Below are 15030 nucleotides of genomic sequence, written 5' to 3' on the forward strand. Positions count from 1 at the left end.
CGTGGTCCACCTCAACCTTGAGCGCATGTCACTACTCAGTCCGCGTTCGCTGGCCGGTCGCGTGGTTCCCGCGCTGCTGGTCGCCCAGGTCGCCTTCCTCCCCCTTCAGCCCGCCTCCGCGGCCCAGCACTTGGCGCCCCCCTGCCGATCGTCCGTCAGCTGCGGCTCCGTCGTCGTCGCGCCTGTCTCCCAGGCGGCCCCCGACCACGGCCCCTGCACCAGCGCGGAACCGGTCGTGTGCCTGATCCGGAGCGAGACTCCGCAGGAGCGCGAGGTCGCCCGCGATCAGCGGATCCGCTACCACGACCTCCTTGAGGACATGGAGCGCGAGGAGTGCGCCATGCGGGCCGAAGGGCACTCGGAGGAGTCCATCGCCCGCACCCTGGTCCAGATGCGCAACGACGCCAAGGATGTCGTCCGTGCCGGCATGACCCGCGAACAGGTCGCGGAACTGGAGGCACGCAACCAGAAGAAGTACGGCAACCCCCTCGGCCCCACAGCGGACCAGCTCTACTTGAAGTACGGCTCCTGGGAGAAGGTCAGCGAAGCCGCCACGCGTACGAGCACGGCCGTGGACCACGAACTCGGCCTGGAATTCCGCCCCTGCCCCTGCGAAGTGCTCCAGGTGGCATGACTCGGCCGTCACCCGGCCCCCACCCGCCGGATTGAAGCCGGTCAGTGACGGCATCGGGAAAGGCGCAGTCGATGCGACGTACTTCGCGCGAGATCCGGGAGGTGCTGGTACCCGACCTGGCCGGCCGGCACGGTCCGTTGCCGCCCCTGCTGCTGGTGCTGACGGTGGTGACCGGTCTGGTCGACGCGTTCAGCTATCTCGCTCTCGGCCGGGTTTTCGTGGCGAACATGACCGGCAACATCGTCTTTCTCGCGTTCGCCCTGGCGGGTGCTTCGGGATTCTCGGTGGTGGCGTCCGTTCTGGCGTTGGCGGCGTTCGGCGCCGGTGCGGTCGTCGGGGGGAGGCTGGCTCACCGGAGGCCGAGGCATCGCGGCAGGCTGCTGTTGTCGGTCACCGTGCTGCAGACCGTGCTGCTCCTGGCGGCGTGGGTGATCAGCCGGGTGGCGGACTCGCCGCTCACCGGGGGAGTCCGGTGGGCGCTGATCGTGCTGCTCGCCGTGGCCATGGGGGCGCAGAACGCTGTGGTGAGAGCTCTGGCTGTACCCGATCTGACCACGACGGTTCTGACGATGACGGTCACCGGTATCGCGGCGGACGGCCGGCTGGGGGGTGGCAGCGGGGCCAGGGCGGGTGTGCGGGTCCTGACGGCCGTGGCCATGTTCCTGGGCGCGCTGGCGGGTGCGGTGCTCATCGTCCACGGGAACACGGACGTTCCTCTGCTGTGCGCGGCGTGTGCGGTCGCAGCTGTCGCGATCACGCTGGTGCCGCTGAGGCAGGCGCGCGGGTCCTGGATCGGGTGAACGGCCCCTCGGCCCAGGCGTACTTCTCGGAGCGGCGCACGCGACGGGGGAACGACGACGTCCTGGACAGGCCGGGCCGCGACGGCTTCCCCTTCACCCTCGCGCGAACGACGGGAGGGTGAAGGGGGCCGCGCGGCTCAGCGGGCGCAGGCCTCAGAACTGGTCGTAGTTCCAGTACTCGTCGAACCGCGGGGCCCAGACCTCGGGCCCCGGGGACGTGGTGCTGCCGCAGGCGCCCAACACGGCCTGGGAACGCCGTCCTGTGTCCCGGACGCACTGCCCGGTGCTCGCCTCGGCGATCGCCCAGCGGTCCGGGTGCTCCGGGGTACCGCGGTGGTTCCAGGTGAAGGTGGAGCAGCTGGAGCCGGTGGTCAGGACGACCGGGGCCCCGGGGGTGGGGCTGCCGCCCTGCGGGCCGAGGCAGTAGGTGCCGAAGGCGCCGAGCGTGAAGTTGCCGTTGCCCAGGCTCTGGAAGTGGAAGCGCTGGTGAAGCGCGTTCTTGCAGTCGAAGGTCTGGATGGCCGTTCCGGGCTGCGGGCGACCGCCGCCGCGGATGTCGAGGCACTTCCCGCTGACGGCGGCACGCAGTTCGTAGACGGCCGCGTCGCGGAAGCTCGTCGTGTACCGGATACCGGGGTTCTCGGCGGCCCGCGCCGCGGTAGGAGCCATGGCGCGCGGGGGAGCGGCAGGAGTGCCGGCGGCCGTGGCGCTTCCGGGCAGGAGCACGAGGGCGACCGTCGCCACGGCGGCCGCACGGGCGGCGAATCTCGTGAATCGGCTTGTACGCATGAGCCGTTGATACCGACTGCTCACGGCACAGATGAAGAGGGCCGGCCGAAGTTCACCCTCTGGAGCGCAACAGTCATACCGGTAGCGTGTCCACCCGGCGGGTCCGTACTCCACCATCCGCCGTCCGCGCCTTGCGGCGATCGAACGGGGAGGCGCGGGGATGAGTTCGCGGCTGGCGGCGTACGCCGTGTGCATCGAGGACGGGCGAGTGCTGCTCGGCTGTCACCTGCCGCCGAAGGGCCGGGCCAACTGGACTCTGCCGGGAGGCAGGGTGGAGCACGCGGAGGATCCGTTCGACGCGGTGATCCGGGAGGTCGCCGAGGAGACCGGCTGCGACGCGGTGGTCGAACGCCTGCTGGGTGTGGACTCCAGGGTCATCCCGGCGGCCGAACGCACCGTCCCCGGCGGACCGGAACACCAGAACGTCGGCGTCTTCTATCAGGTCCGCATCACCGGCGGCCAACTCCGGCCCGAGCCGAACGGGGAAATCGCCGCGTCGGTCTGGACTCCGATTCCCGACGTCGCCGGTCTGCGCCGGTCGTCGCTGGTCGACATCGGCCTCGCCCTGGCGCGGACCCTCCCGGCCACCGGCCATGTCGCGCACGTCCCGGTCGGCGGCCTGATCCAGCACTGAGGCGACCACCTGCCCGACCGCCTTTCCGACCGCCGTCCGACCACCTGTCCGACAGATGTCCGGCTCGGACGGACGGACGGCCGACCGACCGACCGGGCGCGTGCGCGGCTCAGCGGCCGGTGGAACCGTCGATCTGTTCGCGGAGGATGTCGGCGTGACCCGCGTGACGTCCGGTTTCCTCGATCATGTGGACGAGAACCCACCGCATCGTCGGTACGGAGGCCGGGCGCGGGGGGTGCGGGATGGGGAGGCTCAGGTCCGGGCAGGCCCCGATCACCCGGTTGGCCCGCTCGATGGCGTTCCGGTAGTCGGCGAGCAGCCGCTCCGCCGTCTCCTGGGGCGTGGGCCGCATGCTCGCGGCCCAGTCGGCCGTGTCCTCGCCCAGGAAGTAGAACCGTTCGACGACGGTGAGGTGTTTGACCAGCCCCAGGACGCTGGTGCCCGAGGCCACCCCGGGGGTGCGGACCTGTGGTTCCGGTACTCCCGTCGCCTTGCCCGCGACCGCGTTCCGCAGGTGGTCGAGAAAGCCGAGCAGAGTGGTCTTCTCGTCGGCGTCGGCGTCGGCGCGTGGGGGCTTGGTGTCGGCCATGCGGATCCCTCCTCGGGGGCAGTCCGAGCCACCATGCGCGGGCACCGGCCCGCGCGGCAAATATCCATGCCGGAATGGCAATCCCCAGCTGTTCCCGGGCGGTCCTGGGGGCAGTAGGGGGAGGCGGCGGGCACCGCCGGGGAAGCCTGGCCGATAGCCTCAACACCCCGACCACCACTGGGAATTCACCGAGGAGAACACCGCATGAGCGCCACCACCCCGCCCGCGATCGTCCCTGAGCGGACCGCCCTGCTGGCGATGGACTTCCAGAACGGGACCGTCCCGCGCGCCCCCGAGCCCGATGCCCTGATAGACCGGATCAAGGGGGCCATCGCCGACGTCCGCGCCGTCGGCGGCACCATCGGCCACGTGCGCGCCGGCTTCACCGAGGACGACTGGGCGGCGGTCCCCGAGACCAACAAGCACTTCACGGCCGTCGCCGCCGCGAAGAGGCTGCACCATGAGGACGCCCTCACCCGGATCGACGAGCGCGTCGCCCCCGAGGAGGGCGACATCGTCGTACGTAAGATCCGCGTCGGCGGGGGCTCCACCACCGACCTGCACGAGCAGTTGGGCGCACGCGGCATCGACACGCTGATCCTCTCCGGGCTCAGCACCAGCGGCGTCGTCCTGTCCACGTTCATGGACGCCATCGACCGCGACTATCGCGTCTACATCCTGTCCGACGGGGGCGCCGACCTCGACCCCGAGGTCCATCGCGTCCTGGTCGAGAAGGTGTTCCCGTCCCGGGGCGGCTACGTCATCGACACCGCAGAGCTGCGCGAACTGCTGAAGTCCGCCTGACAGACGTCGGCCCCGGGAGCCTGCCGGCTGGGCCCGGGGCCGACGGCGCCGTCGTTCGGCGGTGCGGTGTGCGGGTCAGACCCCGACGCCGAAGTCCGTCGCGATGCCGGAGAGGCCGGAGGCGTAACCCTGGCCCACCGCGCGGAACTTCCACTCCGCGCCGTTGCGGTACAGCTCGCCGAAGACCATCGCCGTCTCGGTGGAGGCGTCCTCGGTGAGGTCGTAGCGCGCCAGTTCGGCGCCGCCGTCCTGGTTCACCACGCGGATGAACGCGTTGCGGACCTGGCCGAAGCTCTGGCTGCGGGACTCGGCCTCGTGGATCGAGACGGGGAAGACGATCTTGTCTACGTCGGCGGGGACACCGGCGAGGTTGACCTTCAGCGACTCGTCGTCGCCCTCGCCCTCACCGGTGAGGTTGTCACCGGTGTGCTCGACCGAACCGTCGGGGCTCTTGAGGTTGTTGTAGAAGATGAAGTGCTGGTCGGAGGGGACCTTGCCGGCCGCGTTGACCAGCAGCGCGCTCGCGTCGAGGTCGAAGTCCGCGCCGGTCGTGCTGCGCGCGTCCCAGCCCAGGCCGATGAGCACCGCCGTCAGGCCCGGGGCCTCCTTGCTGAGCGAAACGTTGCCGCCTTTGGAGAGGGAAACTCCCACGATCTTCTCCTGGTGCTCGATGGTATGGACTGATCAAAATCTACAACACTGTAGAAATTGCGACACAGGTGACTCGGCCATCCACGTGCCCGGCACGGGGAAAGGGCTTGCTTCCGGTGTACTGCGAGCGCCCTAAGGGCAACTTCGGCGTGAAGACCGACAGCGTTGTCGGGATTGTGGCGTCCGCTGTCACGTCCGTCTCAATAAGTTGCGCCTGCCGCCCCGCTTTCCGATGGGGCGGCAGGGGGTGGATTCGACATGACGGTTACCAACGGCGCGGACGGCCTCAACGGCCGGAACGGCGCTGATAGTTCGGACGGCGCGGACGGTGGCGACAGACCCGACGCGGGCGGGGCCCGCTGCCGTATCGACGTCGACTCCGACGGGGCGTACAGCTGGCGGGTGGTCGCGCAGAACGGCCGCGTGGTCGCGGTGTCGGCGCGGCCGTTCGGGGAGTACGGCAGTTGTCGCAGCGCCTTCGAGGCGCTGTGCCGCGGGCGCGCGCAGCTCGCGGGCGCCGTGCAGCACACCGCGGGAGGCAACGGCTGGATGTGGTTATTACGTGACGCCGAAGGCGGCGTCGTCGCCGTCTCGGCGCGTCCCTACGAGCGGCACTCGACCTGCCGCGCGGCCGGGCAGCGGTTCCGCGCCCTGCTGACCGGGATGGTGGAGGTTACGGGAAGTTGCCCTTAGGGCACACCTCGTTCACATCTCGGTGCGCGCGCGTCAATCGCGCACCGGGAGCGTCGGCCGCGTGACGAGAAGAGCGAGTGGGGCCGAAGCGGACGTGCCCCGGAGGCTGTACGCGGACCCGGGCCTGCCCGACCGCGTCTTCCGGGGAGTCGCCCGCGGCGGGGGCGGGCTGGTGCTCGCCGTCATGCTCCTGGTCGGCGGGTTCCTGCTGTACCGGGCCTGGCAGGCGCTGTCCAGGGCGGGTTGGTCGTTCCTGACGACCGAGGCGTGGGAACCGGACGCCGGCCGCTTCGGGATCGCGGCCGTGCTGGTCGGGACCGTGCTGATCGCGGTGGTCGCGATCGTCGTCGCCGTACCGCTGGCGATCGGCGGGGCGCTCTACATCTCGGAGTACGCCCCGCCCCGGCTGCGCCAGACGCTGATCGGTGTCGTCGACCTGATGGCGGCCGTGCCGTCCGTCGTCTACGGCCTGTGGGGCCTGTTCTTCTTCGAGGGCCAGATCCTGCCCACCGCCCGCTGGATCGCCACCTATCTGGGCTGGATCCCGATCTTCCGGGTGGCCGGGGCCGACCCGGCCGACCCGCTCGCCCCGGAGACCGTCTACACGTCGTCAACTCTCATAGCGGGCGTGGTCGTCGCTCTGATGGTCGCGCCGATCGCGTGCTCCGTGATGCGCGAGGTGTTCTCGCAGGCGCCGGTCGGAGAACGGGAGGGCGCGTTCGCGCTCGGAGCCACCCGCTGGGGCATGATCTCCAGCGTCGTCCTGCCGTTCGGCAAGGGCGGCATGATCGGCGGCACGATGCTCGGGCTCGGCCGCGCGCTGGGCGAGACCATCGGGGTCTACCTGATCATCTCGCCGGTCTTCGAGATCCAGTGGCATGTGCTGCAGAGCGGCGCCAGTTCGGTCGCCGCGCTGATCGCCCTGCGCTACGGCGAGGCCAGCCAGTTCGGCATGTCGGCCCTGATGGCCGCGGGCTTCGCCCTCTTCCTGATGACGCTCGTCGTCAACTTCGCCGCGTCGTCGATCGTCGCCCGCAGCCGTTCCGGCGCGGCGAGTGAATGAGTTCGGAGTGAGTGAGTGAGTGAGTGAGTGAGGTCGGAGTGGGTTCGGAGTGAGTGAGGCCGGGGCGAGTGAGTGAAGTGATCGGTCCGAGCGGGTCGATGAGTCGATGAGGGGACAGCACAGATGACCATCGCGCCGGAGAGACCCGCCGGTCCGGTCGGGCGCGCGCCGGGCGGGCGCCCGCAGCTCGTGGGGGAGCGGCGGCGCTCGCGAAGCCGGCTGCGCGCCACCGACGTGTACGCGCTGCTGGGCGCCGCTGCCGCCGCCCTGTCCCTCACCGGGCTGCTGTTCACCCGGCTGCTGCCGTTCAGCGGATCCGTCGGCTTCCTGACCGTCGCCTACGTCCTGTTCCTGCTGCTCTACGGCCTGTTGGTCTCCTTCGACGAGGACGGGCCCGCGGTACGCGACCGGATCGCCGCCGTCGTCGTACAGAGCCTCGGCCTGGTGATGGTGACCGCGCTCGCCTGCGTCGTCGTCTACACGCTGTGGGAGGGCCGCAAGGCGCTGCCGCACCTGAACTTCTTCACCCAGGACATGGCCGAGGCCGGGCCGCTCGACCCGCTGACGACCGGTGGCATCCTGCACGCGATCCTCGGCACCCTGGAGCAGATCGCCATCGCGCTCGCCATCACCGTGCCGACCGGGCTGCTCTGCGCGGTCTTCCTCAACGAAGTGCCCGGCCGCTTCGCCCGGTTCGTACGGACCGTCGTCGAGGCGATGACCGCGCTGCCCTCGATCGTCGCGGGCCTGTTCATCTACGCGACGATCATCCTCGCGCTCGGCTTCGACCGGTCCGGGTTCGCCGCGTCCCTCGCGCTCGCCGTGATGATGCTGCCGATCATCATCCGGGCGGCCGACGTGGTGATCCGGCTGGTGCCGGGGAATCTGCGCGAAGCGGCGTACGCGCTCGGTACGTCGCGCTGGCGCACCGTCTGGCACGTGGTGCTGCCGACCGCCCGCTCCGGTCTGACGACCTCCGTGATCCTCGGTACCGCGCGCGGGGTCGGCGAGACCTCGCCGGTGCTGCTCACCGCCGGATTCACCGCCGAGGCGAATGTCGACCCGTTCTCGGGGCCGCAGGTGTCGTTGCCGCTGGCCACCTTCGAGTTCGTCAAGTCACCCGAACCGAGCATGATCGCGCGCGGTTTCGGTACGGCGGCGGTGCTGATGGCCCTGGTCCTGCTGCTGTTCGTCGTGGCGCGCGTCATCGGCGGGCGCGGGCCGGGGCAGTTGACGCGCCGTCAGGAGCACCGGCGGGTACGGGCCTCCCGGCAGGACGCCGAGCGATTCGCCGCCCGAGCCGGCGGAGCTGCCCGAGCCGGCGGTCCCGGCGGCGCCGGCGGTCCCGGCCCAGGTCCCGGCAAACCCGGCCGGCCCGACCCCAACTCCCTTGCCAAGCAGCCGAGTCCACCCCGTACACCCAGAAGGAGTGCCCCGTGAGACCGGCCACCGTCTCCCGACTCGCCCTGGCGGCAGCCGCCCTGCTCTGCGCGCTGCTCGCCTTCCACGCGCCGGCCGCCGAGGCCGCCTCGTACACCAAGATCAGCGGCGCGGGCTCCACCTGGAGCTCCAACGCGCTCGACCAGTGGCGCCGCAACGTCGCCTCCAACAGCGGCATGACCGTCAACTACGCCGCGCTCGGCTCCTCGGTCGGCCGTGAGCAGTTCAAGAACGGCACGGCCGACTTCGCCGTCTCCGAGATCCCGTACGGGCTGACGGAGGCCGGGGCCACGGACGCGCCGCCCAAGCGCGGCTACGCCTACATGCCGATCGTCGCGGGCGGCACCGCCTTCATGTACAACCTCAAGATCGGTGGCAAGAAGGTCACCAACCTGCGGCTGTCCGGCGAGGTCGTCACCAAGATCTTCACCGGGAAGATCACCATGTGGAACGCCCCGGAGATCCGGGCCGACAACCCCGGGCTCAATCTCCCCGCGCGCCGCGTCATCCCGGTGGTGCGCTCCGACGGCTCCGGTACGACGGCCCAGTTGACCACCTGGATGTCCAAGCAGCACGCCGGTCTGTGGAACGACTACTGCGGCCGGGCCGGGCGGTCCACCCCCTGCGGGATGACCTCGTACTTCCCCGTCGTGCCCGGCTCGTCGCACATCGCCAAGTCCGGCTCGCTCGGCGTCTCCGGCTTCACCAAACAGGGGCACGCCGAAGGGGCGATCACCTACGTCGAGTACTCGTACGCGATCACGACCGGCTTCCCGGTGGCGAAGATGCTCAACTCGGCCGGCTACTACGTCGAACCGACCGCGTCGAGTGTCGCCGTGGCCCTGATGAAGGCCCGTATCAACGAGGACCGCGACTCGCCGGACTATCTGACCCAGATCCTCGACGGGGTCTACCGCTCGCCCGACCGCCGCACCTACACACTCTCCAGCTACAGCTACATGATCGTGCCGACCAGGACCGAACAGCCCTTCACCACCGCCAAGGGCAGGACGCTCGGCACGTTCGCCAACTACTTCCTCTGCGACGGCCAGCAACAGGCCGAGGAACTCGGCTACTCGCCGCTGCCGAAGAACCTCGTCCAGGCCGGATTCACACAGGTCCGCAAGATCCCCGGAGCCCCCACCGGCAGCATCGACATCGCGAAGTGCCGCAATCCCACCTTCTCCGCCGACGGTTCCAACACCCTCGCCAAGAACGCCCCGTACCCGAAGGCGTGCGACAAGCGCGGACCGACGCAGTGCGCGGACGGTACGGCCGGCGCCAAGGAGAAGACGCCCGTCAAACCCGGTGCGTCCGGCGGCGGTTCGGGCGGCGGGACCGGTGGCGCGGGTACGGGCGCGACCGCCGGTGCCGGCCCCGGCGGCGCCACGGGCGGCGCGGCGACGGGCGGCACGACGGGCACGTCCACCGCGGGCACCACCGGTGCGGGCGGGGCCTCCGGCGACACGGCGGGCAGCGCGGCCGGCGGCGTCATCGACCCGGACACCGGCGAACCGGTCGGCGGCGAAGGCACCGGGGACTCCTCGGTCGTGGGCAACCCGGTCACGCTCGCCGCCGGTGAGTCGGGCGGCCTGCGCGGCGTACTCATGGCCCTGTCGGCCGTCCTGCTGCTCGGCGTGGTCGTCGGCCCGCCGCTCACCGCCCGCGCCCTGGCCGCGCGCACCCGACGCAAGGAAGGCTTCCGATGAGCGGGCTCACGTCTGTACGGATACGGCTGACGACAGGCGTCGCCGCGCTGCTCGCCGCCCTCGTGGTGGCGCTGCTCCCACTGCCCGCCACGACCACCCCGGCGCAGGCGGCGGGCCAGGAGCGGGCGGCGGACTCCCCGCGGGCGGCCGGCTCCGCGGTCACGGTGACCGGCGAGAAGGGGAAGTACGACGACTTCTCCTCCCTCAAGGTCACCGTCCACCAGACCGAGCAGCTGCGCGCGCAGGGTGTACGCGTCACCTGGACCGGCGCCAGCCCCACCGAGACCGGCTTCAGGCACAACTACCTCCAGCTGATGCAGTGCTGGGGCGACGACCCGGCCGGGCCCAGCCGCGAGCAGTGCCAGTTCGGCGGCAGCGGCGTGACGAGCAGCGGCGGCGGGTGGACCTCGCTGCGGCAGATCGACGGGGCCCCCGACCCGGCGGAGACGGAGTACGTCGGCAACGGCCAGGGCGAGAGTTACGTACCGTTCCGCCCCGCCAACGGCGGCGCGCCGACCACCGGTTCACGCGACTGGACCTACTTCGGGAACCTCGACACCAACGAGGAGCCGTACGCGATCACCCACGCGGACGGCACGGGCGAGTTCACCTTCCCCATGAACACCGACCAGGAGGCCGACCAGCTCGGCTGCGGTGCTCCCGTGAAACAGGGGAGCACCGTCAAGGGACGGTCCTGCTGGCTGGTGATCGTGCCGCGCGGAGACCACGACGTCGACGGAACGGCCGGCGGCGCGGCCACCCCGCTCCTGTCCTCCCCGCTCACCGCCTCCAACTGGGCGCAGCGGATGGTCGTCCCGCTCGGCTTCCTGCCGGTCGGCAACAGCTGTCCGGCCGACCGGGCGGAGCGCCGGGCCATCGGCTCCGAGCTGTTGACCGACGCCATCTCGTCCTGGCAGCCCGCGGTCTGCTCGTCTCCCGGCGGCGCCAAGTTCGCGTTCAGCCAGAGCGGTGAGGGCGGGGCCAGGGACACGATCTCCCGTCCGGCCACCGGTGCGCCCGGACTCGCCTTCACCGTCGATCCGGTCGAGGCACCGTCGGACGGGCCCGACGTGGTCCACGCGCCCGTCGCGGTGAGCGGCCTCGCGGTCGGCTTCTTCGTCGAGCTGCCGGACGCCGGACAGCTCACGTCGATGAAACTCACCCCCAGACTGCTGGCCAAACTTCTCACCTCCTCGTACCAGAAGGACGTGACACGAAGCCGCCGGGAAATACCCGAGCACGTCAAGGACAATCCTCCGAGTCTTTTCCACGACCCGGAATTCAAGGAGATAAACCCTGAGTTCAAGGACTGGGGGCCGACGTCCCTGCCGCCCATGAGTCTTATGGTGCAGCTCGCGAACACGGACACCACGCGAATGGCCTGGCAGTGGCTCAGGTCGGACCGTGAGGCGAAGGAATTCCTGTCGGGCAGCGCCGACCCCTGGGGCATGAAAGTCAATCCGTTCTTCGCGAACATCGGCCTGGCCACCGACGAGTCCGTGTCGGACTTCCCCAAGGCGGACCCGACCCGGACCACGGTGACCATCGACGGGGCGACCCTGGAGTACGGGACCACCGATGTCGCCCCGTACGTCCAGGACATGCACGACGGTGCGCTGCGCACCCGCCGCGGCAACAACCTGGAGACCACCACGCCTGCCGCGGGCAGCAACGGCTCGCCCGCCAAGCTGGTCAACACCCCGCCGCTCCCCGGTGAACGGATGGTCCTCGCGCTCGTGGACGCCGCGTCGGCCGCGCGGTACGGCCTTCAGACGGCCGCCCTGCGCAACGCCGACGGCACGTTCGTCACCCCCACCACGAGTTCCCTGCTCGCGGGCGTGGCGGCCATGAAGAACTCCCCGGTGCCGGGCGTGCTCGGGACCGACCCCGGCGCGGCGAAGGGCAGCGCCTACCCGCTGACCTCGGTCGTGTACGCGGCCGGGTTCACCAACACCCCGGCGGCGGACCGCAAGGACTACGCCGGCCTCGTCCGGTACGCGGTCGGTGACGGCCAGACACCCGGTGTCTCACCGGGCCAACTCCCGCCCGGCTACGCCCCGCTGCCCGCGGCGTTGCGCACCCGGGCGCTGGCGGCGGCCGACCGTCTGCAGAACGCCGAGGAGGCCGGGGAGGAGGGCGATTCCGCGGGCACCGGCGGCGCCGGCGGCACCGGGGGGCAGGCCGGGGGGACCGAAGGCGGCGGATCCGCCGCCGGCCTCGACGGCGGGGCCGGCACCTCCGGCGGAGCCGCGGGCGGCGGCGACCCGGCCACCGGCCCGGACGCGGACGCTTCGCCCGACGCGACCGCGACACCGCCCGATCCGGACAAGCGCAACGTGGCCGAGTCCGGCGGGCTGACCCCCTCCACCGTCCTCGGGATCATCCGCTGGGTGCTGCTCGGCGTGCTCGTCGCGGGCGGCCTGGCGGCCCTTTCCGGCCCGATTCTGCTGCGCTTTTCCGTCCGGAAATCGGGGCCGGGCTCTCCAGGAGTCATCTAGGAAATCATCTCGTAACCTGAACAACTTTATCAGTTGGTGGTCGGCCGCCACCGAATACGGAAAGGTAATCGGTGGCCGGTCGACGGGCCGGTGAATCAAGAATTCGGAATTCTGCGCCACCGCGTTCCGCGCTTTTTCGGTCTCGCGATTCAGTGTTGTCGCTTGAGCGTCCATTCCTCGTATCCGTAATGACGGAGGAGAACAGAAGTGAACGTCAAGTCCCGCGCACGCATCGGTGCCCTCGTCGGCGCCACCGCCCTCGCCCTCGGCGCCCTGGCGGTACCGGCCTCCGCCGACCCCGGCACCGGTAACTACCGGGTGCTCGCCGGCGTCGGCTCCGACACCACCCAGGACGTGCTGAACGGTCTGGGCACCGCCATCGACAGTGGCACCCTCATCGCCTCGTACAACGCCACCGGTTCGACGACCATCAAGACGCGTGCGACCAACTGCGTGATCCCGCGCCCCAACGGCTCCTCGGCCGGCATCACCGCGCTGAACAACGCGATCGACAACAACACCGGCTGCGTCGACTTCGCGCGCTCCTCGCGCGGTGTGGCCAACACCTCGACGACCGACCTGACCTTCATCCCGTTCGGCAAGGACGCGGTGACCTTCGCGGTCCGCAGCAACAGCGCGCTGCCCAAGGCGCTGACGACCGCTCAGCTCAAGTCCGTCTACACCTGTGCCACCACCTCGCTGAACGGCGTCGCGCTCACCCCGCTGCTGCCCCAGGCCGGCTCCGGCACCCGCTCCTTCTTCCTGACCTCGCTGGGCCTGACCGAGGCCACCTTCGGTCCGTGTGTCGACGACACCGTCCAGGAGCACAACGGCGAGGCCCTGAACAGCGCCGGCGACATCGCCCCGTACTCCATCGCCCAGTACATCGCGCAGGGCAACCAGCCCGGTGACGTCATCGACCGTCGCGGCTTCTCCGTGCTCGGCTCGGTGAACGGTGTCGGGCCGACGCTGGCCAACGGCACGCTGAACACCGCCTTCCCGTTCAACCGCGACGTCTACAACGTCGTCCCGACCGCCAAGCTGACCAACGCCACCATCGCCGCCACGTTCGTCGGCACGTCCTCCAAGGTCTGCGCGCAGAGCGCCGTGATCCAGGAGTACGGCTTCGGAACGATCGCCACCTGCGGCAGCACCACCACCAAGGGTGAGAGCTGATCACCATCACCTGACCGCGCACCGGCCGGGCACCCCCCAGGGGTGCCCGGCCCCACGGCGTACCCCGGTACCGGGAGACGCCGTCGCGCACCACCGCCGACTCCGCCGACTCCGCCGACCAGGCCCGACTCCACCGACCCGACAGTCCCATTGGGGGGCGACCCACCATGAGAAGCACCGCACTGCCAGACACACGATCGGACACGTCCGCCGTCACCGCCCTGCTGCTCTGCTGCTCGCTGCTGCTGGCAGCGGCGGCCGCCGTCGTCGGCCTCGCCCCTCAGGCGCGGGCGGCCGAGAACCTCGGCGAGCTGACGTTCGCGACGACGTCGGGCAAGATCGCCGACAACCCGACCTTCCCGAAGGTCAGTACCGAGGCGGCCTGCCCGACGGACTTCGCGGAGCAGCTTCAGCTGACCCTGGTCCGCCCGGAGGGCGGCACGCTCCTGCTGGGCCGGACGAGCGTCGGCGCGCCCTACGACCAGGGCCCCACAACGGCCGACATCCCCGCCGGGACCGCGCTGGAGACCCGGCTGGGGACGGCGGTTCCCTCAGGACAGTTCGACGGAACGTACGAGATCCGGCTCTTCTGCCGTAACGCGGGCAACGTCGGCCCCGAGTACTTCACCACCCAGATCCAGGTCACCGGCGACTCCTGGGCCGTCAAGGCCGCCGCCGCCACGCCGACCACCACGAGCCTGACCGCGACTCCCGCGAGCACGGCGCCCGCCGGGGCCGAGGTCACGCTCAAGGCCGCTGTCACTCCCGGTGACGCGGCGGGCAAGGTGGCCTTCCTCGACGGCACCGACGTGCTGGGCGCGGTCGATGTCGCCGCCGGCGCGGCCGAGTTGAAGACGTCCGCGCTCACCGCCGGTGCGCACTCGCTGACCGCGAGGTTCGTCCCGGCCGACCCGGCCGCGTTCGACCCGTCCGAGTCCCCGGCCGCCGACTACACGATCACCGAGGCCGGTTCGTCGCCCCCGCCGGACCCCGACCCGACCGACGAGCCCGCGGACCTCGACGTCACCGACGAGGACGGCACACCGCTGGACGTCAACCCGACACTCACCGCGGGGCAGACCGTCCTCGTGACCGCCCGCGGCTACACCAAGGACGCCAAGGTCAAGGTCGTGCTCACGGGCAGCGAGGAGCCCTTCCCCGATGCCACCGCCGACGCCGAAGGCACCGTTCCCGACTACGAGTTCACGGTGCCGGACCCCCTCGCGGACGGTTCGTACACCCTCACCCTCACCGAGGACAAGGCGGAGGGCCACCTCGTCGAGTTCGTCTTCAGCCTCGGCGAGGCACCCGGCCCCGACCCCGGTCCGAGCGAGTCGCAGAGCGCCGACGGCGGGGCGACCGGCGGCTCGACGGAGGGTTCGGGCGGCGGTGACACCGGCGGCTCGGGCGGTTCCGGCGGGGGCGGTGACGGCGGCGGTACGGGGCCGCTCGCGTCGACCGGCAGCAGCGCGCTGACGCTGGGCCTGACCGCGCTCTCCCTGTGTGGGCTGGGCACGTTGTTCGTGCTGCGGGCCCGGCGCGGGGGCCTG

14 protein-coding genes are annotated in these 15030 nt (G+C 70.9%); 11 read left to right on the forward strand and 3 right to left on the reverse strand.

Annotation, left to right across the window (positions count from 1 at the left end; translation table 11 throughout):
- Positions 1-25: 25 nt before the first annotated feature.
- Positions 26-634, forward strand: a complete 609-nt coding sequence (locus P3L51_RS05740; RefSeq protein ID WP_354603946.1) for a hypothetical protein — start codon at positions 26-28, stop codon at positions 632-634.
- 71 nt (positions 635-705) lie between these two features.
- Entirely contained in the window at positions 706-1434 is a 729-nt protein-coding gene (locus tag P3L51_RS05745; RefSeq protein WP_354603947.1) for a YoaK family protein, read from the forward strand.
- Between the two features lie 153 nt (positions 1435-1587).
- Here the strand turns inward: P3L51_RS05745 and P3L51_RS05750 are convergent, their stop codons facing one another.
- Positions 1588-2223, reverse strand: a complete 636-nt coding sequence (locus P3L51_RS05750; protein WP_354603948.1) for an RICIN domain-containing protein — start codon at positions 2221-2223, stop codon at positions 1588-1590.
- A gap of 160 nt (positions 2224-2383) precedes the next feature.
- Between P3L51_RS05750 and P3L51_RS05755 the strand changes: the two genes are divergently transcribed.
- Complete coding sequence (locus P3L51_RS05755) at positions 2384-2857, forward strand: NUDIX hydrolase (RefSeq protein ID WP_354603949.1); 474 nt, start codon at positions 2384-2386, stop codon at positions 2855-2857.
- A 109-nt stretch (positions 2858-2966) separates the two neighbouring features.
- On the opposite strand, the gene P3L51_RS05760 is transcribed toward P3L51_RS05755, so the two are convergent.
- Positions 2967-3446 (reverse strand): DinB family protein, encoded by a 480-nt coding sequence (locus tag P3L51_RS05760; protein ID WP_354603950.1) that lies wholly within the window; start codon positions 3444-3446, stop codon positions 2967-2969.
- 204 nt (positions 3447-3650) lie between these two features.
- Between P3L51_RS05760 and P3L51_RS05765 the strand changes: the two genes are divergently transcribed.
- Positions 3651-4250 carry a cysteine hydrolase family protein gene (locus P3L51_RS05765; protein WP_354603951.1) on the forward strand — a complete coding sequence of 200 codons (600 nt, stop codon included), beginning with the start codon at positions 3651-3653 and terminating at the stop codon, positions 4248-4250.
- Positions 4251-4325: 75 nt separating this feature from the next.
- On the opposite strand, the gene P3L51_RS05770 is transcribed toward P3L51_RS05765, so the two are convergent.
- Positions 4326-4901, reverse strand: coding sequence for a TerD family protein (locus P3L51_RS05770; protein ID WP_078074584.1), 576 nt, complete (start codon positions 4899-4901; stop codon positions 4326-4328).
- A gap of 258 nt (positions 4902-5159) precedes the next feature.
- On the opposite strand from P3L51_RS05770, the gene P3L51_RS05775 reads away from it, so the two are divergent.
- The 7 genes from P3L51_RS05775 to P3L51_RS05805 all read left to right on the forward strand — a co-directional run.
- On the forward strand, positions 5160-5594 hold the full coding sequence (locus tag P3L51_RS05775) for a hypothetical protein (RefSeq protein ID WP_354603952.1): 435 nt from the start codon (positions 5160-5162) through the stop codon (positions 5592-5594).
- Positions 5595-5655: 61 nt separating this feature from the next.
- Positions 5656-6657, forward strand: a complete 1002-nt coding sequence (gene pstC, locus P3L51_RS05780) for a phosphate ABC transporter permease subunit PstC (RefSeq protein ID WP_354603953.1) — start codon at positions 5656-5658, stop codon at positions 6655-6657.
- Between the two features lie 123 nt (positions 6658-6780).
- The gene (gene pstA / locus P3L51_RS05785; protein WP_354603954.1) at positions 6781-8097 is read left to right on the forward strand and encodes a phosphate ABC transporter permease PstA; all 1317 of its coding nucleotides are present in this window, start codon (positions 6781-6783) and stop codon (positions 8095-8097) included.
- The gene (gene pstS, locus P3L51_RS05790; protein ID WP_354603955.1) at positions 8094-9806 is read left to right on the forward strand and encodes a phosphate ABC transporter substrate-binding protein PstS; all 1713 of its coding nucleotides are present in this window, start codon (positions 8094-8096) and stop codon (positions 9804-9806) included. Before pstA ends, pstS begins: the two co-directional genes overlap by 4 nt.
- Positions 9803-12304 carry a hypothetical protein gene (locus P3L51_RS05795; protein WP_354603956.1) on the forward strand — a complete coding sequence of 834 codons (2502 nt, stop codon included), beginning with the start codon at positions 9803-9805 and terminating at the stop codon, positions 12302-12304. Before pstS ends, P3L51_RS05795 begins: the two co-directional genes overlap by 4 nt.
- A 207-nt stretch (positions 12305-12511) precedes the next feature.
- Complete coding sequence (locus P3L51_RS05800) at positions 12512-13480, forward strand: substrate-binding domain-containing protein (RefSeq protein ID WP_354603957.1); 969 nt, start codon at positions 12512-12514, stop codon at positions 13478-13480.
- Between the two features lie 167 nt (positions 13481-13647).
- A partial coding sequence (locus tag P3L51_RS05805) for an Ig-like domain-containing protein (RefSeq protein WP_354603958.1) occupies positions 13648-15030 on the forward strand: 1383 nt, incomplete at its 3' end.

The organism is Streptomyces panacea, from assembly GCF_040560175.1.
In the GTDB taxonomy this organism is placed as follows: domain Bacteria; phylum Actinomycetota; class Actinomycetes; order Streptomycetales; family Streptomycetaceae; genus Streptomyces; species Streptomyces panacea.

Coding starts and splice junctions, on each gene's coding strand:
- P3L51_RS05795 (WP_354603956.1), top strand. CDS start 9,803: ATGAGCGGGCTCACGTCTGTACGGATACGGCTGACGACAGGCGTCGCC.
- P3L51_RS05775 (WP_354603952.1), top strand. CDS start 5,160: ATGACGGTTACCAACGGCGCGGACGGCCTCAACGGCCGGAACGGCGCT.
- P3L51_RS05745 (WP_354603947.1), top strand. CDS start 706: ATGCGACGTACTTCGCGCGAGATCCGGGAGGTGCTGGTACCCGACCTG.
- P3L51_RS05740 (WP_354603946.1), top strand. CDS start 26: ATGTCACTACTCAGTCCGCGTTCGCTGGCCGGTCGCGTGGTTCCCGCG.
- P3L51_RS05765 (WP_354603951.1), top strand. CDS start 3,651: ATGAGCGCCACCACCCCGCCCGCGATCGTCCCTGAGCGGACCGCCCTG.
- P3L51_RS05760 (WP_354603950.1), bottom strand. CDS start 3,446: ATGGCCGACACCAAGCCCCCACGCGCCGACGCCGACGCCGACGAGAAG.
- P3L51_RS05750 (WP_354603948.1), bottom strand. CDS start 2,223: ATGCGTACAAGCCGATTCACGAGATTCGCCGCCCGTGCGGCCGCCGTG.
- pstA (WP_354603954.1), top strand. CDS start 6,781: ATGACCATCGCGCCGGAGAGACCCGCCGGTCCGGTCGGGCGCGCGCCG.
- P3L51_RS05755 (WP_354603949.1), top strand. CDS start 2,384: ATGAGTTCGCGGCTGGCGGCGTACGCCGTGTGCATCGAGGACGGGCGA.